The 23348-nt window shown below is 55.5% G+C and carries 23 protein-coding genes; 22 read left to right on the top strand and 1 reads right to left on the bottom strand.

Annotated elements, in window-relative coordinates; translation table 11 throughout:
* Positions 1-98 precede the first annotated feature (98 nt).
* The 6 genes from K8I84_RS09185 to glcF all read left to right on the top strand — a co-directional run bounded on the left by K8I84_RS09185 (position 99) and on the right by glcF (position 6631).
* The gene (locus K8I84_RS09185; RefSeq protein ID WP_223794446.1) at positions 99-803 is read left to right on the top strand and encodes a TRAP transporter small permease subunit; all 705 of its coding nucleotides are present in this window, start codon (positions 99-101) and stop codon (positions 801-803) included.
* The gene (locus K8I84_RS09180; protein WP_223794445.1) at positions 800-2335 is read left to right on the top strand and encodes a TRAP transporter large permease subunit; all 1536 of its coding nucleotides are present in this window, start codon (positions 800-802) and stop codon (positions 2333-2335) included. The genes K8I84_RS09185 and K8I84_RS09180 overlap by 4 nt, the downstream gene beginning before the upstream one ends.
* 22 nt (positions 2336-2357) lie before the next feature.
* Entirely contained in the window at positions 2358-2783 is a 426-nt protein-coding gene (locus tag K8I84_RS09175; protein ID WP_223794444.1) for a GlcG/HbpS family heme-binding protein, read from the top strand.
* A gap of 93 nt (positions 2784-2876) precedes the next feature.
* Positions 2877-4349, top strand: coding sequence for an FAD-linked oxidase C-terminal domain-containing protein (locus tag K8I84_RS09170; RefSeq protein ID WP_223794443.1), 1473 nt, complete (start codon positions 2877-2879; stop codon positions 4347-4349).
* Positions 4342-5409, top strand: coding sequence for a glycolate oxidase subunit GlcE (glcE, locus tag K8I84_RS09165; RefSeq protein WP_223794442.1), 1068 nt, complete (start codon positions 4342-4344; stop codon positions 5407-5409). The genes K8I84_RS09170 and glcE overlap by 8 nt, the downstream gene beginning before the upstream one ends.
* Before the next feature lie 13 nt (positions 5410-5422).
* Positions 5423-6631: a glycolate oxidase subunit GlcF gene (glcF, locus tag K8I84_RS09160; RefSeq protein WP_223794441.1), complete on the top strand. Its 1209-nt coding sequence runs from the start codon at positions 5423-5425 to the stop codon at positions 6629-6631.
* An 84-nt stretch (positions 6632-6715) separates the two neighbouring features.
* Here glcF and K8I84_RS09155 read toward each other — a convergent pair whose 3' ends face one another.
* Positions 6716-7843: a hypothetical protein gene (locus tag K8I84_RS09155; RefSeq protein ID WP_223794440.1), complete on the bottom strand. Its 1128-nt coding sequence runs from the start codon at positions 7841-7843 to the stop codon at positions 6716-6718.
* Between the two features lie 235 nt (positions 7844-8078).
* Between K8I84_RS09155 and K8I84_RS09150 the strand changes: the two genes are divergently transcribed.
* From K8I84_RS09150 to K8I84_RS09075, 16 genes are all read left to right on the top strand, one after another.
* Positions 8079-8522 (top strand): DUF4124 domain-containing protein, encoded by a 444-nt coding sequence (locus K8I84_RS09150; RefSeq protein ID WP_223794439.1) that lies wholly within the window; start codon positions 8079-8081, stop codon positions 8520-8522.
* A gap of 65 nt (positions 8523-8587) precedes the next feature.
* Positions 8588-8887, top strand: coding sequence for a hypothetical protein (locus K8I84_RS09145; protein WP_223794438.1), 300 nt, complete (start codon positions 8588-8590; stop codon positions 8885-8887).
* The gene (locus tag K8I84_RS09140) at positions 8884-9687 is read left to right on the top strand and encodes an enoyl-CoA hydratase-related protein (RefSeq protein WP_223794437.1); all 804 of its coding nucleotides are present in this window, start codon (positions 8884-8886) and stop codon (positions 9685-9687) included. The genes K8I84_RS09145 and K8I84_RS09140 overlap by 4 nt, the downstream gene beginning before the upstream one ends.
* Complete coding sequence (locus tag K8I84_RS09135) at positions 9684-11354, top strand: transporter substrate-binding domain-containing protein (RefSeq protein ID WP_223794436.1); 1671 nt, start codon at positions 9684-9686, stop codon at positions 11352-11354. The genes K8I84_RS09140 and K8I84_RS09135 overlap by 4 nt, the downstream gene beginning before the upstream one ends.
* Positions 11351-12787: a sigma-54-dependent transcriptional regulator gene (locus tag K8I84_RS09130; RefSeq protein ID WP_223794435.1), complete on the top strand. Its 1437-nt coding sequence runs from the start codon at positions 11351-11353 to the stop codon at positions 12785-12787. The genes K8I84_RS09135 and K8I84_RS09130 overlap by 4 nt, the downstream gene beginning before the upstream one ends.
* A 348-nt stretch (positions 12788-13135) precedes the next feature.
* Positions 13136-14404, top strand: a complete 1269-nt coding sequence (locus tag K8I84_RS09125) for a dicarboxylate/amino acid:cation symporter (RefSeq protein WP_223794434.1) — start codon at positions 13136-13138, stop codon at positions 14402-14404.
* A 246-nt stretch (positions 14405-14650) separates the two neighbouring features.
* Positions 14651-16060: a L,D-transpeptidase family protein gene (locus K8I84_RS09120; RefSeq protein WP_223794433.1), complete on the top strand. Its 1410-nt coding sequence runs from the start codon at positions 14651-14653 to the stop codon at positions 16058-16060.
* A gap of 170 nt (positions 16061-16230) precedes the next feature.
* The gene (locus K8I84_RS09115; protein WP_223794432.1) at positions 16231-16395 is read left to right on the top strand and encodes a Flp family type IVb pilin; all 165 of its coding nucleotides are present in this window, start codon (positions 16231-16233) and stop codon (positions 16393-16395) included.
* Positions 16396-16455: 60 nt separating this feature from the next.
* Positions 16456-16965, top strand: a complete 510-nt coding sequence (locus K8I84_RS09110; protein ID WP_223794431.1) for a prepilin peptidase — start codon at positions 16456-16458, stop codon at positions 16963-16965.
* 97 nt (positions 16966-17062) lie between these two features.
* Positions 17063-18427, top strand: coding sequence for an AAA family ATPase (locus tag K8I84_RS09105; protein WP_223794430.1), 1365 nt, complete (start codon positions 17063-17065; stop codon positions 18425-18427).
* Positions 18424-19209, top strand: a complete 786-nt coding sequence (gene cpaB, locus K8I84_RS09100; protein ID WP_223794429.1) for a Flp pilus assembly protein CpaB — start codon at positions 18424-18426, stop codon at positions 19207-19209. The genes K8I84_RS09105 and cpaB overlap by 4 nt, the downstream gene beginning before the upstream one ends.
* A 32-nt stretch (positions 19210-19241) precedes the next feature.
* Positions 19242-20705, top strand: a complete 1464-nt coding sequence (locus K8I84_RS09095; protein WP_223794428.1) for a type II and III secretion system protein family protein — start codon at positions 19242-19244, stop codon at positions 20703-20705.
* 22 nt (positions 20706-20727) lie between these two features.
* Positions 20728-20994: a hypothetical protein gene (locus tag K8I84_RS09090; protein WP_223794427.1), complete on the top strand. Its 267-nt coding sequence runs from the start codon at positions 20728-20730 to the stop codon at positions 20992-20994.
* Between the two features lie 54 nt (positions 20995-21048).
* The gene (locus K8I84_RS09085; protein ID WP_223794426.1) at positions 21049-22380 is read left to right on the top strand and encodes a Tad domain-containing protein; all 1332 of its coding nucleotides are present in this window, start codon (positions 21049-21051) and stop codon (positions 22378-22380) included.
* A complete protein-coding gene (locus K8I84_RS09080; protein WP_223794425.1) occupies positions 22377-22853 on the top strand; it encodes a TadE/TadG family type IV pilus assembly protein in 477 nt (158 codons plus the stop codon). The genes K8I84_RS09085 and K8I84_RS09080 overlap by 4 nt, the downstream gene beginning before the upstream one ends.
* The gene (locus K8I84_RS09075; RefSeq protein WP_223794424.1) at positions 22850-23329 is read left to right on the top strand and encodes a TadE/TadG family type IV pilus assembly protein; all 480 of its coding nucleotides are present in this window, start codon (positions 22850-22852) and stop codon (positions 23327-23329) included. The genes K8I84_RS09080 and K8I84_RS09075 overlap by 4 nt, the downstream gene beginning before the upstream one ends.
* Positions 23330-23348 lie beyond the last annotated feature (19 nt).

Genomic DNA, 23348 nt, shown 5'->3' with positions numbered 1-23348 from the left:
CCCTTTGGATCAACAACAAAAATCGATAGGGAAGGAGCGGCGCTGCTCCGGAAGGATGCAGCCCACCTTCCCTCTTTTGTGGCTGAGGTAGCAACAACATGTCAGATCTTGAAGGCTTCGGATTTGTGTTGCCACATTGGTTTTACTGGGGCTGGCTGGCGGTGATGCCCCTGATCATGATGGCTTGGGACAAATGGAGCAGTAATCACGGTGGCGCGGACAGCGCACCGGAAAAAACGCCAGCGGAAATTCAGGCAGAGGAGGACGATCCTCTGCTGTCACTTCATTTCGAGGGCAACTGGTTTACCAAGACCGTTGACTGGATTTGCGAAAAATCCGGTGTGTTCGTGTCCTTCTGGACCATCAACGCGGTGGTGTTTTATTTCTTCGAAGTGGTGATGCGCTACCTGTTCAACATGCCGACCATCTGGGTGCATGAGGCCAGCTTCCTGTTGCTGGGGATGCAGTATCTGCTGGCGGGTGGTTTTGCCTTGTTGCACGGTGCTCACGTTCGGGTGGATGTTCTTTACAACCTGCTGCCGGTGCGTGGCCGGGTGGGCATGGACATCTTCACCTCGCTGTTCTTCTTTATGTTTGCCCTGATCCTTCTTATTACATCATGGACGTTCTTCCAGAATTCCTACTCCATGAACGAAACGACCGTTGAGACCTGGGGCATCCAGTACTGGCCGGTTAAGGGCATGATGGTACTCGGTTCTCTGCTGCTCTTGCTGGCGGGGATTTCGAAACTGATCAAGGACATCGTTCTTTTCATTCGACTGGGCCAGGAGCGCAACGCATGAGCAGTGATATCGCAACCGCGCCGGGCAGCAACCTCTGGGGGAAGCTGGGTACCTGGCTAATGATTCTGGGCACAGCGGCACTGGCTTTCGTGCTCTGTGTGGAACTGATCAACATTCTTTTCTACGACCCGTTCAGTGACGAGAAATTCCTGTTCAAGCTGGCGGGCAGTTTGTCTAACGTCCAGATAGGACCGCTGACTTATCTAATGTTTGGTTCACTGGCCGTGGCCTTGATGATGGGGCTGCCACTGGCGTTTGTGACCGGCGGCCTTGGGGTCATGTTCATCTATCTGGTTGGCGATTCGCTGATGCTGAACATCGTGCCCAGCCGGATCTTCCCGATGATGACCAACTCGGACCTGGCGGCGATTCCGTTGTTCATTTTCATGGCGTCCATGCTCGAGCGGGCTGGCCTGATCGAGGAAATGTTCAGCGTGGTCTACAAGTGGATGGGGGGCCTGAGCGGCGGTCTGGCGACAGCAACCATCCTGGCCTCCACCATTCTGGCTGCCATGGTTGGGGTGATTGGTGCGGCCGTGGTTACCATGGGGATTATCGCCCTGCCGGCGATGCTCAAGCGAGGCTACGATCACAAGATTGCGCTCGGTTCGATCATGGCAGGGGGCACCCTTGGGATCCTGATTCCACCGTCTATTCTGGCCATCCTGTACGCCGTGGTGGCCCAGCAATCGGTGGGCGAACTTTACCTTGGTTCTGTACTGCCTGGCCTGCTGTTGTCCGGCCTCTACATCACTTATGTGCTGGTCCGCAGTTGGCTCAACCCCAAGTTGGGGCCGCCGGTTCCTGTTGAAGAGCGGATCTCACTGAAGGAAAAGCTGATTCTGCTGCGTGGACTGATTGCGCCGTTGATTCTGGTGGGGCTGGTTCTGGGGCTGCTGTTCGGGGGTATCGCCACACCGGTTGAGGCCGCGGGTATCGGCTCATTTGGCGCTATTGTCGTGGCGCTGATGCATGGCAAGTTCTCCATCAGCGGCCTGCGCGAGGCCTCCGTGACCACCGCCAAGGCTTCCGCCATGGTGCTGTGGATCATGTTTGGTGCCTCGGTGTTTGTCGGTTTCTATATCCTCCAGGGCGGGCAGCAGTTCGTCACCGACGCCATTCTCGGCACCGGGCTCTCGGCCTACGGCATCCTGTTCCTGCTGATGGTGTTGCTGGTGATTCTGGGCATGTTCCTGGATTGGGTTGGCATTTTGCTACTGGCTGTACCTATCTTTATTCCGATCGTCGAGGCTCTGGAATTCCCGGGGCTGATGGGTTTTCCGCCGGTGAGCGGTGAGGATGTGGTGCTCTGGTTCGGTGTGCTCTATTTGGTGAATATGCAGATGTCGTTCCTTAGTCCACCCTTTGGCTATGCGCTGTTTTATATTCGCGGCGTGTGTCCGCCGGAAATCTCCATGGGTACAATCTTCAAGTCTTCCCTGGTGTTCCTGGCGATCCAGGCCTTCGGGTTGTTTATGTGCATCCTGATTCCGGGCATCGTTACCTGGCTGCCCAATCAGGTATATGGCTGATTTTTAAGAGGAGTATTTCACTATGTTGACGGTTAAACGGTTGGATCTGGACGACGCCCGGATCCTGATTGAGGGCGCGGCTAACAAGGCCAGGGAAATTGGCGTGCCCATGTGCATTGCGGTGGTGGACGAATCCGGCAACCTGATTGCCTTCGAGCGGATGGACGGCGGCAAGGTCACCAGTATTACCATTGCCCAGGACAAGGCGTTCACGGCAGCAGCAGCACGCAAAGCCACCCACGAATACAACCAGGTGAATGTGCCGGGCAGTCTCGCGTTCGGTATCCACACCGAAGTGGGTGGCCGTATCAGCTCGGTGGGCGGTGGTTTGCCGGTGGCTGTTGGCGGCGAAGTGGTTGGCGGTATCGGCATCAGTTCCGGTACGCCCCAGCAGGACATGGATTGTGCCCAGGCGGGTATCGACCATTTTGAAACCAAACGCGCTTGATGCCTGTCATACCGGAATGCCCGGGGCTAGTCCCCGGGCATTCCGGTGACGTCCCCCGGCCTTATTCAACGCTACACAATCCCCGAGAATGTTATGACTACCAAGCCGACAGTCAGCAAAGCTCAGCTGGCGGAGCAGTTCAGGTCGTTTATTGACCCGCGCTTCGTCATTACCGACGAAGAAACCAAAAAGCCCTATGAATGCGACGGCATGTCGATGTACTGCGAGATGCCGTTGCTGGTGGTGTTACCGGAAACGGTGGAACAGGTTCAGCGGGTGATGCGCATCTGTAACGAGCATCAGGTGCCCGTGGTGGCCCGTGGTGCCGGCACTGGCCTGAGTGCGGGTGCTATGCCTCATAAAGAGGGCGTGGTGCTGTCGCTGGCCAAGTTCAACCGCATCATGGAAATCGACCCGCTGGCCCGGACGGCGCGCCTGCAGCCGGGTGTGCGCAATCTCGCCATCAGCGAGGAAGCGGCCCAGTATGGCCTGTATTACGGCCCCGATCCTTCTTCGCAAATTGCCTGCACCATTGGCGGCAACGTGGCGGAGAACTCCGGTGGGGTGCACTGCCTGAAGTATGGTCTGACAGTACATAACCTCCTGAGTGTCGAAATGGTCACGGCTGAGGGCGATGTTGTGACCGTGGGCAGTGATGGTCTGGATGCCTGCGGCATGGATCTGCTGGCACTGGTGACGGGCTCCGAAGGTTTGCTGGGGGTGGTTACGGAAGTGAAGGTCAAGCTGCTTCCCAAGCCGGAAGTGGCCCGGGTGGTGATGGCTGGTTTCGACAGTGTGCAAAACGGTGGGGACGCAGTCGGCGGTGTGATTTCCCATGGCATTATTCCCGGCGGGCTGGAAATGATGGATAGCCACGCCATCGTGGCGGCGGACGATTTTGCCAAGGCAGGTTATCCCCGTGAGGCCAAGGCGCTCTTGCTGTGTGAGGTGGACGGCACCGAAGAGGAAGTGGACGAGCACATCGCCCAGGCCGAAGAGGTGTTCCGCAAGTTTGGCGCGACCACCGTGCGCACTTCCCGGAGTGAAGAGGAGCGGGCGCTGCTGTGGAAGGGACGAAAATCTGCGTTCCCTGCGGTAGGCCGGATATCCCCGGACTACTACTGCATGGACGGCACCATCCCTCGCCGCGAACTGGCCAATGTATTGACCCGAATGGAAGAAATGTCGGAAGAGTTCGGCCTGCGTGTGGCCAACGTGTTCCATGCCGGCGACGGCAATCTGCATCCGCTCATTCTGTTCGATGCCAACGTGCCCGGTGAGTTTGAACGTACCGAGGCATTCGGCAGCAGCATCCTCAAGCTGTGCGTGGATGTGGGCGGTTGCATCACCGGGGAACACGGGGTCGGCGTCGAGAAAATTCGCCAGATGGCGATTCAGTTCAGTGACGAGGAGCTGCAACAGTTCCACGACGTGAAGGCCGCTTTCGACCCCGCCGGTATTCTGAACCCGGGCAAGGGAGTACCCGCCCTGAGGTTCTGCCAGGAATACCGTTCACTCGAACACAAACAACACAAGCAGGAACAGACGGAAGCCGCCCATGGCTGATATTTCCAAGCAGTTGCAAGATGAGGTTCTCAAGGCCCGGGACAGCGGGCACAAGCTTAACATCGTTGGAGGTAATACCAAGGCCTTCATGGGGCGCGACGCCGACCCGGATGCCGGAACGCTCAACGTGGGCGAGCACACTGGTATCGTCGAATATCATCCGGTGGAGCTGGTGTTGACGGTTCGGGCCGGCACCACCATCCGAGAAATTGAAGCCGCCCTGGCAGAGCACGGGCAGGCCCTTCACTTCGAACCGCCGCATCTGGGGGAGGGGGCCACCATTGGCGGAACTTTCGCCGCCAACCTGTCGGGCCCGGCGCGTCCCTGGGCGGGGTCCGTCCGGGACCAGGTGTTGGGTGTCCGGCTGATAAACGGCAAAGGCGAACATCTGCGTTTCGGTGGCCAGGTGATGAAGAACGTGGCGGGGTACGATGTGTCCCGGCTGCAGGCTGGCGCCTTGGGCACCCTTGGGGTGATGACGGAGATCAGCCTGAAAGTGATGCCCAAACCGGCAGCCACGATGACCCTGGTGCAGGACATGTCTCTGGAAGGCGCGATTCCCTACATGAACCAGCGTGCGGCGGAGCCAAAGCCGATTACCGGGGCCTGCTGGGTGGATGGCAAGGTGTACCTGCGATTGTCGGGGGCCCGCTCGGCGGTCGAGGCAACGGCGAACAAGTGGCCGGGCGCGATCCTGGAGGATGATGGGGCGTTCTGGCGTTCGATTCAGGACTTCCAGCACGAGTTCTTTGCCGGCAATGATGTCCCGTTGTGGCGTTTTTCAGTCGGCTCGATCGCCGATAATCCGGGCTTGGAAGGCTCCTGGCTGATCGACTGGGCGGGTTCCCAGCGCTGGTTCCGCGGTGATGCCGAGCAGAGCGACCTTGAGCCCATGGCTCGCGCAGCCGGGGGACAGGTGAGCCTTTTCCGGGGCGGAGACCGTTCCGGAGAAGTGATGCACCATCAGCCCGAGGCCTTGAAGGGTATTCAGCGCCGGGTAAAAAACGCGTTCGATCCGGACAATATCTTTAACCCCGGACGTCTATACAGCTGGTTGTAAGAGCAGGAGTAAGATGCAAACTAATCTCGTTCAACAATTCGCCAATACTCCCGAAGGCCAGGAAGCCGAGTCCATCCTGCGTGCCTGTGTGCACTGTGGATTCTGCACCGCAACCTGCCCGACGTATCAGGAGCTGAACGATGAGCGTGACGGTCCCAGGGGCCGAATCTACCTCATGAAGATGTTCCTCGAGGGGGAGGAGGTTACCGAGAAAACCCGGGAGCACCTGGATCGGTGCCTGACGTGCCGAAGCTGTGAAACCACCTGTCCGTCGGGCGTTCAGTACGGCCGGCTGGTGGACATCAGCCGTGGGTTGATGGAAAAAGAGCTGCCTCGTTCCAGTACGGATAAGTGGATGCGCTGGGCGCTGGGCAGGGTTATTCCCAACCGGAAGCTGTTTGGTGCGTTGCTCCGGCTCGGGCAGTTTTTCAGCCCAATCCTGCCGGGGAAGCTGCGTACCAAAGTGCCGCCGAAGAAACAGGCGAGCCCCTGGCCGGCGGCCAGTCACGAGCGCAAGGTGCTGGCGCTGGCTGGTTGTGCCCAACCGACGGCCACGCCCAACACCAACGCGGCAGCAGCACGGGTACTCGACAAGCTGGGTATCACCATGGTGGAAGCGCCGGAGGCTGGTTGCTGCGGGGCGGTGAACTATCACCTGTCCGAACACGAACTGGGCCTTGAGCGCATGCGCCAGAATATCGATGCCTGGTGGCCGGCCATCGAAGCCGGGGCTGAGGCCATCGTTATGACGGCCTCCGGATGCGGTGCCATGGTTCAGGACTACGGACACCTGCTCAAAGACGATCCTGCCTACAAAGACAAGGCGAAGAAAGTCAGCGAACTGTGCACCGACATCGGTGCGTTCCTGCTCAAGCAGGACCTGGACAAGCTCAAGATTCGCCAGAATCCCGGCAAGGTTGCCTTCCACTGCCCATGCACCCTTCAGCACGCCATGAAGCAGAGCGGTGTGGTGGAACAGGTGCTGACCAGCGCCGGCGTTGACCTGGCCCAGACCCGTGACAAGCACCTGTGCTGCGGATCGGCTGGTACTTATTCCGTCCTGCAGCCAGAGATGAGCCAGCAGCTGCTGAGCAACAAGCTGGACGCCCTGACCATGGATAATCCGGACCGCATCGTGACCGCCAACATTGGCTGCCAGATGCACCTGGAAACCAAAGCCAGGGTGCCGGTTCAGCACTGGATAGAATTGCTGGATCAGTAGGGCGCGGGACTGGCTGTTGCACTGAGCCATAAACGAAAAGGCCGGAGATGAACCTCCGGCCTTTGTTATTTTTTGATTAAGGTTTTACAGGTTGCTGAAGAACTCTTGGTAGCTCACTCCGATAGCACCTTCGAAAGCTTCCTTGACTCCCTCTTTGATCTCTTCCTCGGAGATGGGCTCTCCGGTCCCATCAGGGACTAACCACTCGGCCTTGATATTGGAAGATTTCCGATACCAGTCCATGATCTTATCAAGGTCATTGCCAGTGACGGTCAAGAGCTCCAAATAAGCGTACTTGAACTTGTTGAGTATCTCGGGTTCAGCCTCGTTAGCGTTGATTATGTTTTCACTGATGCTTGCGGGATCCTCCACAACCGGCGGAGCCCCCTCGCCCAGCTGCGTGTGTGTCTGACCTTCCTTGGCCCAGAACGCGGGATACTGGGATACCTGATCAATAATCAAATGTATTGCTTCGTGGCGGTAGACATCGTTGGCAAAGTCCGGAGAAATCTTGATCCCGCTGCTTGATGATCTGCCGATGCGATCGTTGCCGGATGCGCATATCTGGATTTTGTCGTAAATCGGCGTTGGCTCCGTTATGTCCGGGTTATCCGCAATGAACTGGTTGATAACAGAAAGAACGGCGGCTGGGTCTTCTTCGTTGATGAGGGTGTTATAGATAAATGCCTGCTGCTGTGTTTCGGTGCCATCCTCAATGTTCGGAAAATAGGTGGCAAGTTCAGCTGTGCTTAAGCCAAGCTGGCTTGCTTCAATGGCAAACTGATCAATATCGCTGTAACTGACGACCCTCTTCATCGCCCGGAAAGCATCCCAGTCCATGCCAAACTGCGGCAGAACCCGGTCCATTGCGTCCTGGGCCTTGCTGGCGGCCGTTCTGTAATCTTCGTCCGAGTGGGTCGTGAGATTCGAATACACGAGGAAATTGTCAGACTCGAAATAGCGATCGCTGTCAAAACACCCCTCTTCCAGGCGTTTTGCATCCTCACCGGCATCCGGGTTCTGGTATGTCCAACCTGTTGTTGAAGAGAACTTAAAATCCCCGTCGACCAGTTCCACGGTATCGGTTCCGCCGCCCCCTCCGCCGGAGCCGCCTCCACCACCGCCAGAGCCACTGCTGCCGCCACCCCCACAGGCTGACAGAGCAACGGAAACCGCAAGCGCACCACTAACACTCCAGATAATTCTGTTCATCGACGTTCCCTATCGTTGGTATGGATACTGAACTTACATTTCTCTTATTGGGCCGGCCGGTATTCAACATCCTGCTGGTCGGGCCACAGTTTGATAATTCGCACCTCTGCAAATTAATACTTAAAAAGTAGTCCTAAATGGGCGAGTGCTCAAATGCTGCCGGTGCCACAAAGGGGATTTGCCGGGTTCGTTATACTGCGCTGGTACGAAAAGAAACCACAGGGAGTGGATAGTTATGCCAAGGATACTGGCGTGTTTCGTTTTTGCCGGCATTTACAGTGCGTCGTTACAGGCGGAGGTTTATTCATGGACAGATCGCGAGGGGATAGCGCATTTCTCGGATCGGCCTCCTGATACGGAGGGCCATCAAAAGCTCAGGATGGGGCAGCCCTCGATTGTGCCCATGTCCGAAAACCTTGAGCAGGAACGGCGCGTCCGCGGGATTCGGGACGATGTTCGCAATCTGCTTTCCGCCCGGCCTCAAGCCGCGCCGACCAGTGACAGTGACCTCTCAGAAGCCCGAGCAAGGCGCCAGCAGGCTTGTGAACAATACCGGCGCCGTTTGAGCAACATACAGTCCGAGCTCCGGGCCGGTTATACCAACAAAAGGGGAAACACCTTGCGGCGGCAGCGGCGTGAACTGAGTCAGCAGCTCAGCCGCGACTGTATTCTGCGTTAGCAGACGAAACCTAGGTTTGTATTCTGCCGCCATCAGGGAATGTCGACCGAGTGCATTCCCGGCGGGTGAAAACCCAAGTTTGGAGGGAGAGCGTACAGGCGCTCGAGATTCGTGCGGCCATGATTCACGGGCCCAGCAAATATCCCATCGGTGTCCGGCGCCGTTTCCATCTTCGGCAGCGCAACGGCACCTGCGTGTATCCGCAGAACATCCACTCGGAACAACTGGTGCGTCGACGGGACCAAAAGGAGGTGGTTCAATGGGTGGAGCAGGAATTGAATCCAAAGCATGTCGGCAGTTCGGAATCCGATAGCTCGGATCAGTCTTCCCGTTCCACCAATGCCGAAGGAGAGTCCCGATCATGACCCAGTTACCGCCGCTGACCGACGCGCTTCTGACCCTGGAGCAGGGCGTAGCCCTGCTGACGCTGGATCGCCATGATGTGCGCAACGCCCTGACGGGCACGCATCTGATTGACGATCTCGTAGCGACTGCCGAATGGGTGAACGGCTGCGAAGAGGTCTCGGTGCTGGTGATCACCGGGGCTGGCTCTGCGTTCTGCGCCGGTGGAAACATCCGGGACATGGCTGAGCGGAGCGGGGATTTTGCCGGAGACGTAGCCGAATGCGCCGAGCGCTATCGCAAAGGTATTCAGCGCATCCCTCTGGCCATGCAGGCCGTCGAAGTGCCCATTATTGCGGCGGTGAATGGCCCGGCCATTGGTGCCGGGTTTGATCTGGCGAACATGGCCGATATCCGCATCGCATCGGAAAGTGCCTCGTTCGGCGAAACCTTCCTCAATCTCGGCATCATCCCGGGCGATGGGGGCGCCTGGTTCCTGCAGCGCCTGATCGGTTACCAGCTGGCAGCGGAGCTGACCTTCAGTGGTCGTGTCGTGCAGGCTGTCGAGGCGAAAGAGTTGGGCATTGTGATGAGCGTGGTTCCGCCGGATAACCTGATGCCCGAGGCGCTCAAACTCGCCAACCAGATTGCTCGCCAACCCCCGAAAGCCACCCGGCTTACCAAGCGCTTGATGAAAATGGCCCAGCGAATGGAGCTGAAAGACTTCCTGGAGGTGTGTGCCTGTTTTCAGGGAATGAGTCACAATGAGCCGGAGCACATAGAGGCAGTGGAGCGCATGCTCGCGGCGATGGGCCGGAAGTGAAGTTTCGATTCTGGCTTTTGGTGGGACTGATATGGCTGTTTACGGCGAATATAAGCCACGCCGACAAGCCCTCAGGTAATGGAATACTCGTGGTTGGTGGCGACCATAATTACCCCCCGTACGAATTTATCAATGAGCAGGGCCAGCCCGATGGTTACAACACCGAGCTGACCCGTGCCATTGCTGAGGTCATGGGGATTGAAATTGAGATTCGCCTTGGGCCCTGGGAGGAAATGCGCGCGCGCCTTGATAAAGGTGAGATCGACGTGCTCCAGGGCATGGTTCTCTCTGAGCGCAGGCTGGACAGTTATGATTTCTCGCCTCCTCACGCTGTCATCAATGAATCCGTGTTCGCACGCAAGGGCGATGATCCGATTGAGGCACTGCCCGAGCTCGCCGGTAAATCGGTGATCGTACAAGCGGGCGGCATCATGCAGGATTACCTGGCCCAGAACGTGCCGGAAGCCAGAACCGTCACAGTGGAAACCCACGCAGATGCTTTGCGTCTGCTTGCCTCAGGGCAACACGACTATGCGCTGGTAGCGAATCTCCCGGGCCTGTACCTGGAGCGTGAACTGGAACTCTCCAATATCTATGCGGCAGGCAAACCCTTCGCCGCGCTGGACTATGGTTATGCGGTGCCCAAGGGGGATCGGGCCGTGCTGGCCCAGTTCAGCGAGGGGCTGGCCATATTGAAGAACACCGGCCGCCAGCAGGCGATCTATGATAAGTGGCTGGGACCTCTTGAGCAGCCAGGCATGGACTGGAAGAAAGTTGGTCTGGCGGCGGGTGTGCTGTCCGCCCTTCTCTTGCTGGTGCTGGGCGGTAGCATCGTCTGGAACCGGATGTTGAAGAGGGAGGTGGCGCGTCGCACTGCCGAGCTTGAACTGCAGCAGCAACGATTGATTCAGGCCGATAAGATGGCATCCCTAGGAATTCTGGTATCCGGAGTGGCTCACGAAATCAACAATCCCTGCGGTTTGCTGCTGCTGAATTTGCCCGTGCTGAAAGAAAGCTTTGATGATCTGGAGGAGGTTCTGGACCAGTACTACGATGCCCACGGGGACTTTTACGTAGCTGGTCTGGCTTACAGCCGGATGCGGGAAGAAATTCCCATGATGCTGGATGATATGTTGGCAGGCACCCAGCGTATTCGGGGGATTGTGGATGATTTGCGGGATTTTGCCCGTCAGGGTACGTCCAGCCTGGACGAATCCGTTGATCTTAATGAGGTCGTTGCGACCTCTGTTCGACTACTGGATAACACCATTCGCCGCTCTACCGATCACTTTGAAGTGGACTATGGAAAGGACCTGCCAGAGTTTTCGGGCAACAGCCAGCGAATTGAGCAGGTCATTGTGAACCTTATTGTGAACGCATGCCAGGCACTGGAATCGCCGGAAAAAGGGATTCGGGTAATAACACGTTTCTTGCCAAAGCCTGGGGAACTTCGGCTGGAGGTTGCCGATCAGGGCAAGGGAATAGATCCGGATCATCTGTCTGCGATCTTTGATCCATTTTTTACCACCAAGCGCGAGCAAGGGGGAACGGGATTGGGTCTGTCGATATCAGCCAATATCCTGGAAGACCACGGCGGTCGGCTGGAATATGAGTCGGAACCGGGCAAGGGCACACGGGCGATTCTCTCGCTGCCGGTAAAACCATGAGCGCTTCAGTCACTCCCGCCAACCGCAATCCGGGATTCGGCATCCTGATGGTGGATGACGAGGCGTCTTTTCTGCGCAGTCTGAGTATGGTGCTGGAGCGGCGGGGCGGCTACAACCACTTGTATCGCTGCCAGGACAGTCGGGATGCTCTGGCGATGATTGCCCGGGAGCCTATCGGCCTCGTGTTGCTTGATCTGACCATGCCCCATATCTCGGGGGAGGAACTGCTGAAGCAAATCACCGAGCAGCATCCGGGTGTCGGGGTGATCATCATCAGTGGGCTGAACCAGGTCGAAAAGGCGGTGCATTGCATTCGCCTCGGCGCGTTCGACTATTTTGTCAAAACGACCGAAGAAGACCGGCTGATTGAGGGGGTGCGCCGCGCTGTCGAGATGCAGGAAATGCGCCTGGAGAATCAGGCAATGCGCAGAAAGTTCCTGACCGATACGCTCGAACGCCCCGAGGTGTTTTCCCCCATCATTACCAGGGACAAAGGTATGCGCTCGGTGTTCCAGTACCTTGAGTCGGTGGCACCCAGTGGCCAGCCCGTGCTGGTTTCCGGAGAGAGTGGCGTAGGCAAGGAACTGATCGCCCATGCCATTCATGAGCTCAGTAACCGGCCGGGCAAGCTGGTGTGCGTTAACGTGGCGGGGCTGGACGACAACGTGTTCGCAGATACCCTTTTTGGCCACAGTCGTGGAGCGTTTACCGGGGCTGACCAGGCCAGGGAGGGTATGGTGGAACAGGCTGGTGAAGGCACCCTGTTTCTGGATGAGATCGGGGACCTGAGCATGGCCTCCCAGGTCAAGCTGCTGAGGTTACTTCAGGAAGGGGAGTATTATCCCCTGGGTAGCGATAAACCCAAGCGTATCCGTGCACGAGTAGTCGTTGCCACACACCGCGACTTGGAACAAAAACAGCTTGCTGGTGAATTCCGGAAAGATCTTTACTACCGCTTGAGAATCCATCAGGTTGAGATTCCGTCCCTGCGCCAGAGGAAGGGTGACATTCCATTGTTGCTGGATCACTTCCTGGCTGAGGCGGCGACAGAGCTGGAGAAGAGTAAGCCGACAGTGCCCAAGGAGCTGGCAGTGCTGTTGGACAATTACAGTTTTCCCGGCAATGTCCGGGAATTGCGGGCCTTGGCGTACGATGCCATGAGTCAGCATCGAACCGGGGTCTTGTCGATGGATAGCTTCCGGCGCGCCCTCGACCAGAATTCTATCAGTCGGGACGTAACGAGCGAGCCTAGCGTGGCCCTTTTTAGCCCGGATCAACCGCTACCAACCCTCCAGGAAATGGCTGATATGCTGGTGGACGAGGCCATGCGAAGATCGCAGGGCAACCAGTCGATTGCTTCCAGCCTGCTCGGTATTTCACAGCCTGCATTGAGCAAGAGACTCAAGAAAAAAGCAGAGGACTCATCGTCATAACCCTGTGGTTAGCTGGCCAGCGCTGGAAAGAAAAGAACCCTTTCGTCAGCCTTGAGCTGTGGCTCGCATCGCCACGGTAGCCCCTATAACTAAAGTAAGGTTATAACTGATCGAATACGGTGGTCGTAAGGTGCTGGTATTTCTGATTTATTTTTATGATTGGTTGATTTTTTCTTAATCTCTATTCTTTTGGTTATACCCTAGTAGAGTTCCGACCAAAAAATGATCTGAATGGAGTTTTGATTTATTTTCAATGACCTATTGTGATTTTTGTTGAGTTGGCATTGCGTTTGCTGCTTCACAGCCTGTTTTTTAGTAGCAAAATAGGTAATCGCAATGGAACAGACCATGCAAACACAGTCTAGCGCTGGCTTCTGGAGTGATATGGCTCTCTGGAAGAAAATTCTGATCGGGATGGTTCTTGGCTGTATCGTCGGCGCTGTCATGGGGCCGGACGCAGAAGTTCTGAAGCCCATCGGAACCCTTTTTATCAACGCTATCAAAATGCTGATTGTGCCGCTGGTGTTCTGCTCGCTGATCGTTGGCGTCACTTCCATGAAAGACACCCGAAAGATGGGCCGCATAGGTCTTAAATCGGTCGCTTTGTATCTCGGAACCACCGCTGTGGCCATCAGCATTGGCCTGGGTCTGGGTGCCATTGTTGCTCCGGGTGCGGGTGTGAACATGGTGGTTGACGCAGCCGCCCCTGCCGCCCAGGATGCGCCGTCACTGGTTCAAACCCTGCTGAACATGATTCCCAAAAACCCGGTTGATGCGCTTGCGGCAGGTAACATTCTGCAGATCATCGTTTTCGCCCTGGGCCTTGGTATTTCCCTGAACCTGGTGGGGGAGAAAGCCGAGCCGACCATCAAGGTATTTGAGGGCCTGGCCGAAGGTATGTACAAACTTACCGAGCTGGTGATGAAGCTTGCACCTTACGGTGTTTTCGGCCTGATGGCCTGGGTTGCTGGCAAATACGGTATGGATATCCTGATGCCGTTGATCAAAGTGGTAGGCGCTGTTTATCTGGGCGCGCTGGTTCACGTAGTGGTGTTTTACTCCCTACTGGTCAGCACCGTTGGCCGTCTGAACCCGATGCAGTACCTGAAGGGTTTGGTTAACCCTGCGGCGGTGGCGTTCACCACCACCAGCAGCTCCGGCACCCTGCCGGCGACTATCAAGGCCGCCCGTGAGGAAATGGGTGTGTCCAAGGGAATTTCCAGCTTCGTACTGCCACTGGGTGCGACCATCAATATGGATGGTACCGCTCTGTATCAGGGTGTTTGTGCGCTCTTTATTGCCCAGGCGTTCGGTGTGGATCTTGCTTTTACTGACTACTTGCTGATCATTGCCACCTCTACTCTGGCGTCTGTCGGTACTGCCGGCGTTCCGGGCGCGGGCCTGATCATGCTGTCACTGGTTCTGACCACTGTCGGCCTGCCGATGGAAGGCCTCGCCATTGTGGCCGGTATCGACCGTATCCTGGATATGGCGCGCACCACTGTAAACGTGTGTGGCGATATGATGGTGTCGGTACTCGTTAGCAAGAGCGAAAATGAGCTGGACGAGACGGTTTATAACAAGACCGCTCCAGAGTCCGGTGAAGTTCTGGCCTGACTTCGGCCCTCACGCTGAACACAACAAACCCCGGTTTCCGGGGTTTGTTGTGTTCAGGCCTTCTGAAGCCTGAAAGGCGAACCCGGTTCCGGTCAGAACCGGCGTATACGCCTATCAGCAGGGGCTTGAACCGGGATGTGACGAAGTGAGAACCAAAATTTGAGAGGTTGATCGTCAACGCTGACGGTTTTTTTGACTAACCTGATAGCAAATTAGGCCTGTTAAGCGGGCACTTGAGCGCCAGGGATGGAAGCAATAATGGGTAGATTCGGAACCACGGCAGGGCTGCTGTTGGCAGTGTTGCTTTTTGCGGCAAAGGCCAGTGCCATACAGTTGCCGGATCAATCCAGTCCCCCCTTCACTGACCAGTATGGATGGCTCTCCCCCGAACTCACCGACCTGACCCCTCAATGGGTATCCTTGCTGCAAGATTGGGGGGTTCTTTCCGCTGACATTGAAACGCCATCGGAAGAAGAAATAAACACAGCGACCAAAAAGGTGTTGGCGCTGAGGGCCGAATTGCGGTCCGAACGAAATGGGCCGTCGCCAGACGAGATATTGTCCAGGGCGATAAAGCAGCATCGCCTACCCGAACTGGTTAACGAACTCACACCGGAATACGCCGGTTTTTCTCGCCTTCGGAAGGCGATCTCCGCCGAGATACGCCGTCAGACAGTGCCACTGCCGGAGTTCGGGTTGCTGACCGGGTTAAGCCTCGGGCAGTCACACCCAGAGGTGGCGGTCTTTCGAACCTACCTGGCAAATATTCTCGACCATGCCTTGCCACCGGGAATGCAAGAGCGAACGGTCTGGGATCCGTCCCTGGTGCTTCTCTTGAAAGATTACCAGAGACAGCACAATCTCGACGTCAGCGGTCACCTGGATGAGCACACCCTTCGCCACCTGAAATTCAGAGGTAATCCGCTCCCAGCCATGCGTTACAGTCTCAGGCAGTGGCTGCAGTTGCCAAAACGTATGCCTGATCGAACTGTGTTGGTGAACATTCCGCATTTCGAGTTGCTATTTATCGAGGCGGGTCGGGTTGAGTTGGTCATGCCCGTCATCGTCGGGAAGCCCGACAGCCCGACACCAAGGCTCAACAGCCGTTTCGGAAGCGTTACTTTCAATCCCAGTTGGACCCCACCGGTCAGCATACTGAAGACAGAGTTGTTGCCCTTACTGCAAAAAGACCCTTTTGCTCTCAAGAAGCGCGGGTTCGAACTGTTTCCGCTCGATGCCAGTAACGTTACTTCGCCTCTGGGCTGGGAAGACTTCTGGCAGCATGAAAATACCCGGATCCTTGGCCGTTATGTGCTCAGACAGATGCCCGGCAACAACAACCCCTTGGGCAGGGTTCGTTTTAACCTGCAACAGACTCAGGCCATTTACTTACACGATACTCCGCAGAAGCAACTTTTTGGTGAGTCCCGGCGGGCACTCAGCCATGGGTGTGTCAGGGTGGCCGATGCTGGGTCCCTAGTCGATGCGATATTTAAACAACCTGGGAGATACCGGGGGCTTTCCTTTCAAAAACAGCCTGATTGGCATGAGGCCCTTGAAAGCGACGTTTCCGTCCATTTTGTGTATATGCCAGTTTGGGTAGACACCTCGGGAAGCGTGCTGGTGGCGAACGACATATACGGGAAAGCATCTTAGGTAGATTGTGATACGTGTCACAGTTTGGAGCTGTCTTCGATTGTAACAAAAAGATACATGCCCTAAGTTTAAAGTGAGGTTGGCGTTTGGCGTCAGCGGTACTCAGGGATGTGGCTCGAGCCTGAATTCGAGCATCTTGTATCTAGCTTTACATTTTGAGGGACCAAAAAATGAAAGAATTTCTGAAGGCTCTGTGGAAGGATGAGGATGGCTTGACTGCGGTTGAGTACGCAATTGCAGGTGGTTTGGTTGTTGGTGGAATGGTTGGTGCCTTCCAGTTGCTCGGGGGTCGGGCTACGGCCAGAATCGGCGAACTTGCTGACGCGGTAAGCTAAGTTTTTGGCGAAACCCCAGCCCAGGAATTCTGGGCTGGGCGTTTTTAGTCAGGAGGCGGCGTGGAATCAATTTCTTTCAAGGTAGTTTTGGTGATTTTTTTGCTCGCTGTGACGAGCGATATTTTTCGGGAAAAAATTCCGAATGCTCTGTCTGTTGTAGGTCTTTTGATGGGTTTGGTATTCCAGAGTTACTCGTCGGGTATTTCTGGAATGCTAAGCGGTCTGGGGGGGGCACTCTGTGCTTTGTTTATATTTGGCACACTTTTCCGCTTCAGGTGGGTAGGCGGGGGCGATGTTAAGTTGATGATGGCTGTGTGCAGTTTTTACGATCCTGTCCAGGCACTGATGATTTCCGCGCTCGGGATTGCTTTCGGGGCTGTTACCTCGCCTTTGATCGCAACCCTTCGGATGGGGTGGCAGCCCTTGTTGGTTACCCTCAAACGTTACCGGATGATGGCGGCTTTTCGTACCTACATTGCGCCCGAGAGTTCTGAAATCGCAGGCGTGAGGGTGCCCTACGCGCCTGCGCTGGCGCTGGGATGGCTGTTTTATGTATTACAGATCGGGTAAGCAGGCCCGATGCACAAGGGAAGTCAGAAGTTTGCTCCAAATTAATGGTGTGTATTTTTGACTAGGTTTTATTGCTCCAACTGGAAGGAGCTTGCCGTTGAAGTCAATTCAGCTAGAAGAATCCAAGGTTACTGAGCCAGTTGGTGCCCCGCCTGCGGTGTCCCTTCCTACGCCTCATACTGTTTCCGAAACCAGTTTGCCTGGCCCGTTGCTTCGGGGTCTTTTGCTCAAGCACCTGTTAAAGCGCGAAGTGGCTTCCATCAAATTGTTGGCCGAGTTGATGGGGCTCAGCGGCAACGTGATTGCTGAACTGGTCGCAGAGGCCAAAGCCAACAGCCTGGTTGAAAATCGAAACAGCGAGCAAGGTCAAATGCGAGTGGCGCTGAGCGCTGTGGGGCGGCAACAGGCGCGTCAGGCCCTTGAGCTGAGCGGCTATGTTGGCAAGGCCCCTGTTCCTCTCGAGGAATACCGTCGCATTTGTATCCAGCAATCCAGTCGGCGTCAGGCTGTCAGCCGTCAACGCCTGCTGGAAGTCTTTGATACCACGGTGGTGCAGCCCGATTTGATCGATCAGATCGGTCCTGCCATAAATTCCCGGCGCCCGGTGTTGATCTATGGTGCCGCTGGCACGGGAAAGAGCTTTATCTGTCGTCAGCTGAATCGTCTCTTCGGTGACGAGGTCATGATTCCCCATGCCATAGAGATGGGTGGGGAAATCGTGCAGATTTTTGATCCTCAGATACACCAGAGAATTGATAGCACTTTTCGAGACGACGATCTTTTTGCGCAAGTCAGTGATCCCCGCTGGTATCGCTGCCATCGCCCCCTGGTGGTCGTGGGAGGGGAGCTTGAGCTCTCTATGCTCGACATCAGTCATGACCCAAAAGCAAGGCTTCACAAGGCGCCCATTGGCCTTCTGGCCAATAACGGCGTGCTTTTGATTGACGATCTTGGCCGACAGAAAATCAGTGCCAAGGAGGTGTTTAATCGATGGATCGTGCCTTTAGAAGAGGCTCGTGATTTTCTGTCGTTACCCAGTGGGGCGCACTTTGAGGTGCCCTTCGAGCAGAACCTTTTGTTTTCCACCAACCTCAGCCCCCAGGACATCTTTGATCCGGCCTTCCTTAGGCGCCTGGGTTACAAGATTGAATTCAAAGCCATAGATGATGAAGCGTTTGTTGCAATCTGGCAGCAGCAATGCCGTGTGATGGGCCTCAATGACAAATATCATCTTGGCCGGTGGTTGGTTCAGCAGTGTTACCCCACGAATCAGGTAGACATGCTTCCGTCTCATCCTCGGGACCTGCTTTCCATCGTGTCAGATCAAATTCGGTTTAACGAACTATCCAGCATTATTGAACCAGAGCTGCTCGAGCGAGCCTGGAATATCTATTTCGTGGAAGCCAGTCGCTGTCCGTTTCCGGCTGCTGTGGCCACATTCAATGAGGAGGGCGGATCATGATGAATTCTCGATCACTAGGCTTCACCGTATTGTCGGTGCTGTTTGCGGGCATAGCCGTATTCATGGCCAAGAACTGGCTTGATAATAATCGGCCGAAAGACGTCAAGGTGGATGAAGTGCAGGCCATTGCCATGTCTGTGTCTGTGTCGGCGGGAACGGTTCTGGAGCAGAAGCATCTCTCTGTACGCAGCTTTCCCCGGTCTATGGCGCCGAAGAATGTGAGTCAGAGCATGGAGGCGGTTGTGGGTAAAGTGGCCAGGCACCCGATGCTGGAAGGGGATTTCGTTCGCCCCGAAAAGTTGGCGGAAAAGGGGGAAGGAAGTGTTCTGGCCAGTCTGATCGAATCCAACATGCGTGCGGTCACCATCCGGGTTGACGATGTTGTGGGGGTTGCCGGTTTTCTTCTTCCGGGTAATCGAGTCGATGTGTTGATGACTCGCAGTTCCCGGGAGAACGCATCTACGGATGTTGTTCTCAGTAATCTAAAGGTGCTGGCCGTCGATCAGGTGACCGGAACCGATGCCAACAAGCCTATTTTGGTGAGGGCTGTCACTCTGGAAGTTTCCCTGGAACAGGCCGAGGTGCTGATGAACGCCAGAAGTCGGGGCAGTATTCAGCTCGCTCTGCGGAATCCCAACGACAAGAGCGCGGTAGAGTTGGCTGAGGCGAAACCGGAACCTGTGGTTGCGGCTGTGGAGCCTCGCCGGCTGGCACCCAGTTACGAGAAACGAAAGATTGAAGTGATTCGTGGTGTTTCGATGCAAACCGTCACCGTGGACTGAGGATGTGCACCAAACTTTAGGAAGAAGTAGCTATGAATAACTCGTTGTGGAGAAGTTCAAAGAATCAGCTTGCGCGATTTTTCCAGGCGGCTGTGATGGTTGTGGTTGCGGGGCTGTATTTCACCCCCGCCTGGGCTGGTGGCGGTTCAGGGCTGGGGGTTTCGGTCAACCTTATTCCCATCTACAAGTCCCGAACCATTCCGATTCAAAGTACACCTGCCCGCGTGTCTGTGGGTAATCCGGATATCGCAGACATTCTGGTGACCGAACGCTCTGAGCTTTACGTTGTGGGAAAGAGACTGGGAAGCACTAACATCCTGGTTTGGGATAAAAACGATCGCCTGGTTGACTCTATCGATATAGAAGTCACCCACGATCTGAATGGACTGAAAGACAAACTTTATCGCTTCCTGCCGGACGAAAATATTAGCGTGCTCAGTTCTCAGGGGCATTTGGTCCTGTCAGGCCAAGTATCGAGCCCGGAGCGTATGGAAGCCGCAAGACGCCTCGCCGATGGCTATGCACTCGCGGCCGGTGGAGAAGACGCTAACAGCGAAGTTCTCAATATGATGTCAGTTGGCGGCGGCCAGCAGGTGATGCTGGAAGTCACCGTGGCTGAGGTTCAGCGGGAGCTCGCCCACAGGCTCAATAGTGACTTTGCCTTGGTCGGCCAGGACGGCAACTTCCTGGGAGGGCTTATTGGTGGGGATGGCCTGATTAGTGAATTCGGAATCTTCGGCTCATACGTGACCAACAGTTTTCTCTACGATTTTGCTATCGATGCAGCCAAGGAACAGGGGCTTGCTCGCGTTCTGGCCGAGCCCAACATTACAGCCTTGAGTGGTCAACAGGCTGACTTTTTGTCCGGTGGCGAGTTCCCCGTGCCGGTGCCGGATGATGACGGAATAAAGATTTCTTACAAGGAATTCGGTGTTGGTGTGTCATTCGTTCCCACAATTCTTGGGGATGGAAATATTAATCTGAACCTCGATGTGCTGGTCAGTGAGCTGAGTAATGCGAATGCGGTAGGGATCGCGCCCACGGGGACAACTGCAACCATTATTACTCCGTCAATTGTGAAGCGAAGCGCTCGGACTACGGTTGAGCTTGCTGACGGGCAGACTATTGCTATTGCCGGCTTGCTCAGCAATCGCGTTCGTGAGTCTGTTAATCAATTACCTGGATTGGGCGATGTGCCTATTCTTGGACAGTTGTTCCGCAGTGAGGAATACCTGAATGGGGAAACCGAGCTGGTTATTCTTGTTACTCCTCGACTGGCCCAGCCGATTACCCGCGAAGGCTTGCAGTTGCCGACGGATGGCTTTGTGCCGCCCACTGATTTGGAGTTTTATCTGCTCGGCCGAATGTTTAAACGCGAAACTGAGGGAGATTCGGGGCAGCGTAGCACTGGTGGGGCATCATCCTCGGCGGTGCAACCCGGCATGCGAGCGGCTGAAATGGCTGGTACAGGCAATAAATACGGACATGCGCTGTAAATTGCGCTCAGGAGGAACTTAAATGAACAAGCCTATTTTATTGTCTTGTATCGCTGTCTTTCTAACCGCTTGCAGCAACAACAATGTTCTGGAGAAAGTTGAACTTGGTGGCACGATTGCTGAGGTGAAGCAGCGCCAAATTCTGGATCCCGGAGCGGAGTACCGGAATGCCGGAAAAGTTCACACGTTGAACGGAAACGTCACCTCCCGAGTCATAACGAACTATGAAAAATCCACGTATCCGCCAGCATCTGCTCGTGGGAAAACGCTGGCGATCGGTGAAGACTAGGAAGCGTCCGATCGCGCCGTATTAGGGTCTCTACTCCAGGGAAAGGGAGAAAGGATGATCGTCGAACAATGCCATCGGTATCCTGACACCAAAAGACAGCGTGGTGCTGTTGCCATTCTGGTGACGGTTTCTCTGGCGGCCATTTTAGCTGTTGGTGCGTTGACGCTGGACGGTGGGTATTTATTCCTTAACAAGGCTCGGCTACAGAATGCCGTTGATGCGACGGCGCTCCATGCGGCGAAGGAGCGTGACCTGGGAGCAGATCACGCTGCGGTACGTCGGGAAGTCGTGACGATGTTGACTAACGTACTCGCCTCCGATGACTACGAGGCGTTAAGAGATGAGATTGATCTGGCCGGGGCGACGTTTGATGGGCCCGATGTTACCGATCAGCTCAAGGTGGAATTTTCCCTCCAGCCAGACCCTTTCATTCCAACCGGCGACCTGGCGGCTGACTATGTCCGGGTGCGTTTGCAAGATATTGGGCAACCTGCCTTTCTCGCAGGTATTGCGGGTTTTAATGAGCTTCCCGTTCGCGCTTCCGCGGTGGCCGGTCCCAGTACGCCCTTGCTCAGCTGCTCCAATAACCTTTTGCCGATGGTGGTGTGCCAGGGAGGGGACCCCAGCACCCCTTCCGGATATCCCAATAACACCATCATGCAGATGAAGATCAGCAGCAACACAGATAGTGCAATCGGAGATGGAAATTTTCAGCTGGCCAGGCTTCCGGGCTTAACTGGCGGGGCGGATATCCGGAATGCCATGGCTGGCGCGGCAGTAGGGGCGGAAACCTGCTTCGGACCGGGAACGGTCAACGAAGATATTGAAACCGAGCCGGGAAATACTGTGGGCCCCGTTGCAACGGGTATGAATACCCGTCTGGGTCGCTATGCCAATGGCACCGTTAATCCGACGGATCATCCATCGGACAAAGATGTGTGTGTGGGCGCACCGCTTGATGTTGTCGATGGACAAGTGGTCTACGAGGAGAGTGGTGCGCTCGTTGATAACGCCGATTCTCCTTCCCTGTACCGCTATGCGGATTACGCAGATGCCTATTCGAATAGTCTAAGTGGAGAGGGATATTCCTGTCCCCATAATCCGGCCCAATCGTGGAGGGAGGACGGAAATAGTGCTCGGCGGGAATTTACGATACTGGTTGGGCAGTGTGATGGCGAAGCTAACGGACAGAATAATCTTGCGTTCGAAGGTATGGCCTGTTTTTTCCTGATGCAGGAGGTCATCCAGAAAGGAAATGAAGCTTTTGTGATTGGAGAGTTTATTGAGGATTGCAGTGGCACTGGCCCGGCAGTCGTTGATGCGGTTGATCAGAATGGGCCCTATACAATCGTTTTGTATCGTGACCCGGGAAGTAATGACTCATGACGGCGACTATTCAACATTCCATGAGGCGTCAACGTGGTTTGGCCGCGATCGAAGCGACTCTGGTTTTGCCGTTGCTGTTCTTGCTGTTCTTTGCCTTTGCGGAGTTGGGGCGGGCGTTCTATCAGTATCATGAGTTGTACGGTGCCGCCCGAAACGCGTCTCGATACCTCATTAATGTGGCGCGACCGGGCAGTCTCGGGGATGTGGTCGTGACCGATGCGGTTCGATCTGCCGCCACTCGATTGATAGTCTATGGCTCGACTGCCCAGCCAGCTGATGGTGCCGAGTCAATTTTACCTGGACTGAATGAGGACGATGTTCAAATTGGCGTGGATCCGGTCTCAGAGCAAGTTACTGTACAGGTCAATTACGACTGGACGCCTATCTTCGGGAATTCAATACCAGCCTTCTACGGTAACCCAATATCCTTGTCATGGAATATGGACGTTAACCTCTCGATGAGGGTGCTATGAAGAAGATATACGCTCTAAAAAAGCAGGGCGGAGTATATGCCGTCGAGTTTGCGATCGTGGCGTCGGTCGTTTTGGTGATGATCTTCGCGGCATTTGAAACAGGGCGCTTAATGTTTACTTTCAATACCCTTGAAGAGGTTTCCCGGCGGGCAGCGCGTTTGGCGGTGGTGTGCCAGCCTGACCTCGAAGTCGTCCCCGAAGCGCCCGATGGCCTGAAAGCACTCGCACTTGATGGCATGGATGAGCTTGTGACCGGCCTCACACTGAATAACCTTAATATCCGCTACCTCGCAGAAAACGGGGCAGTTGCGAATACGGCAATGCAGATTGACCTTGTTTCTGCGAGTGTTGAGAACTACCAGCATCAACTGATTATTCCGGGCTTTTTCATCACCCTGAATGCTCCTGGTTTTACGACAACCTTGCCAAGAGAGAGCCTTGGGGCGACCCGTTTCGGCATGACGGTGTGTGCATGAGCAGTTATAAGGAGAGAAC

The sequence above is a fragment of the Marinobacter sp. F4216 genome (assembly GCF_019931195.1).
Lineage (GTDB): Bacteria > Pseudomonadota > Gammaproteobacteria > Pseudomonadales > Oleiphilaceae > Marinobacter > Marinobacter suaedae.
This window is presented reverse-complemented; position numbering and strand designations above follow the sequence as displayed.

Bases quoted from the DNA above. Each gene is read 5' to 3' on its own strand.
- K8I84_RS09185 (WP_223794446.1), top strand. From the start codon at position 99: ATGTCAGATCTTGAAGGCTTCGGATTTGTGTTGCCACATTGGTTTTAC.
- K8I84_RS09180 (WP_223794445.1), top strand. From the start codon at position 800: ATGAGCAGTGATATCGCAACCGCGCCGGGCAGCAACCTCTGGGGGAAG.
- K8I84_RS09175 (WP_223794444.1), top strand. From the start codon at position 2,358: ATGTTGACGGTTAAACGGTTGGATCTGGACGACGCCCGGATCCTGATT.
- K8I84_RS09170 (WP_223794443.1), top strand. From the start codon at position 2,877: ATGACTACCAAGCCGACAGTCAGCAAAGCTCAGCTGGCGGAGCAGTTC.
- glcE (WP_223794442.1), top strand. From the start codon at position 4,342: ATGGCTGATATTTCCAAGCAGTTGCAAGATGAGGTTCTCAAGGCCCGG.
- glcF (WP_223794441.1), top strand. From the start codon at position 5,423: ATGCAAACTAATCTCGTTCAACAATTCGCCAATACTCCCGAAGGCCAG.
- K8I84_RS09155 (WP_223794440.1), bottom strand. From the start codon at position 7,843: ATGAACAGAATTATCTGGAGTGTTAGTGGTGCGCTTGCGGTTTCCGTT.
- K8I84_RS09150 (WP_223794439.1), top strand. From the start codon at position 8,079: ATGCCAAGGATACTGGCGTGTTTCGTTTTTGCCGGCATTTACAGTGCG.
- K8I84_RS09140 (WP_223794437.1), top strand. From the start codon at position 8,884: ATGACCCAGTTACCGCCGCTGACCGACGCGCTTCTGACCCTGGAGCAG.
- K8I84_RS09130 (WP_223794435.1), top strand. From the start codon at position 11,351: ATGAGCGCTTCAGTCACTCCCGCCAACCGCAATCCGGGATTCGGCATC.
- K8I84_RS09125 (WP_223794434.1), top strand. From the start codon at position 13,136: ATGCAAACACAGTCTAGCGCTGGCTTCTGGAGTGATATGGCTCTCTGG.
- K8I84_RS09120 (WP_223794433.1), top strand. From the start codon at position 14,651: ATGGAAGCAATAATGGGTAGATTCGGAACCACGGCAGGGCTGCTGTTG.
- K8I84_RS09115 (WP_223794432.1), top strand. From the start codon at position 16,231: ATGAAAGAATTTCTGAAGGCTCTGTGGAAGGATGAGGATGGCTTGACT.
- cpaB (WP_223794429.1), top strand. From the start codon at position 18,424: ATGATGAATTCTCGATCACTAGGCTTCACCGTATTGTCGGTGCTGTTT.
- K8I84_RS09095 (WP_223794428.1), top strand. From the start codon at position 19,242: ATGAATAACTCGTTGTGGAGAAGTTCAAAGAATCAGCTTGCGCGATTT.
- K8I84_RS09090 (WP_223794427.1), top strand. From the start codon at position 20,728: ATGAACAAGCCTATTTTATTGTCTTGTATCGCTGTCTTTCTAACCGCT.
- K8I84_RS09085 (WP_223794426.1), top strand. From the start codon at position 21,049: ATGATCGTCGAACAATGCCATCGGTATCCTGACACCAAAAGACAGCGT.
- K8I84_RS09080 (WP_223794425.1), top strand. From the start codon at position 22,377: ATGACGGCGACTATTCAACATTCCATGAGGCGTCAACGTGGTTTGGCC.
- K8I84_RS09075 (WP_223794424.1), top strand. From the start codon at position 22,850: ATGAAGAAGATATACGCTCTAAAAAAGCAGGGCGGAGTATATGCCGTC.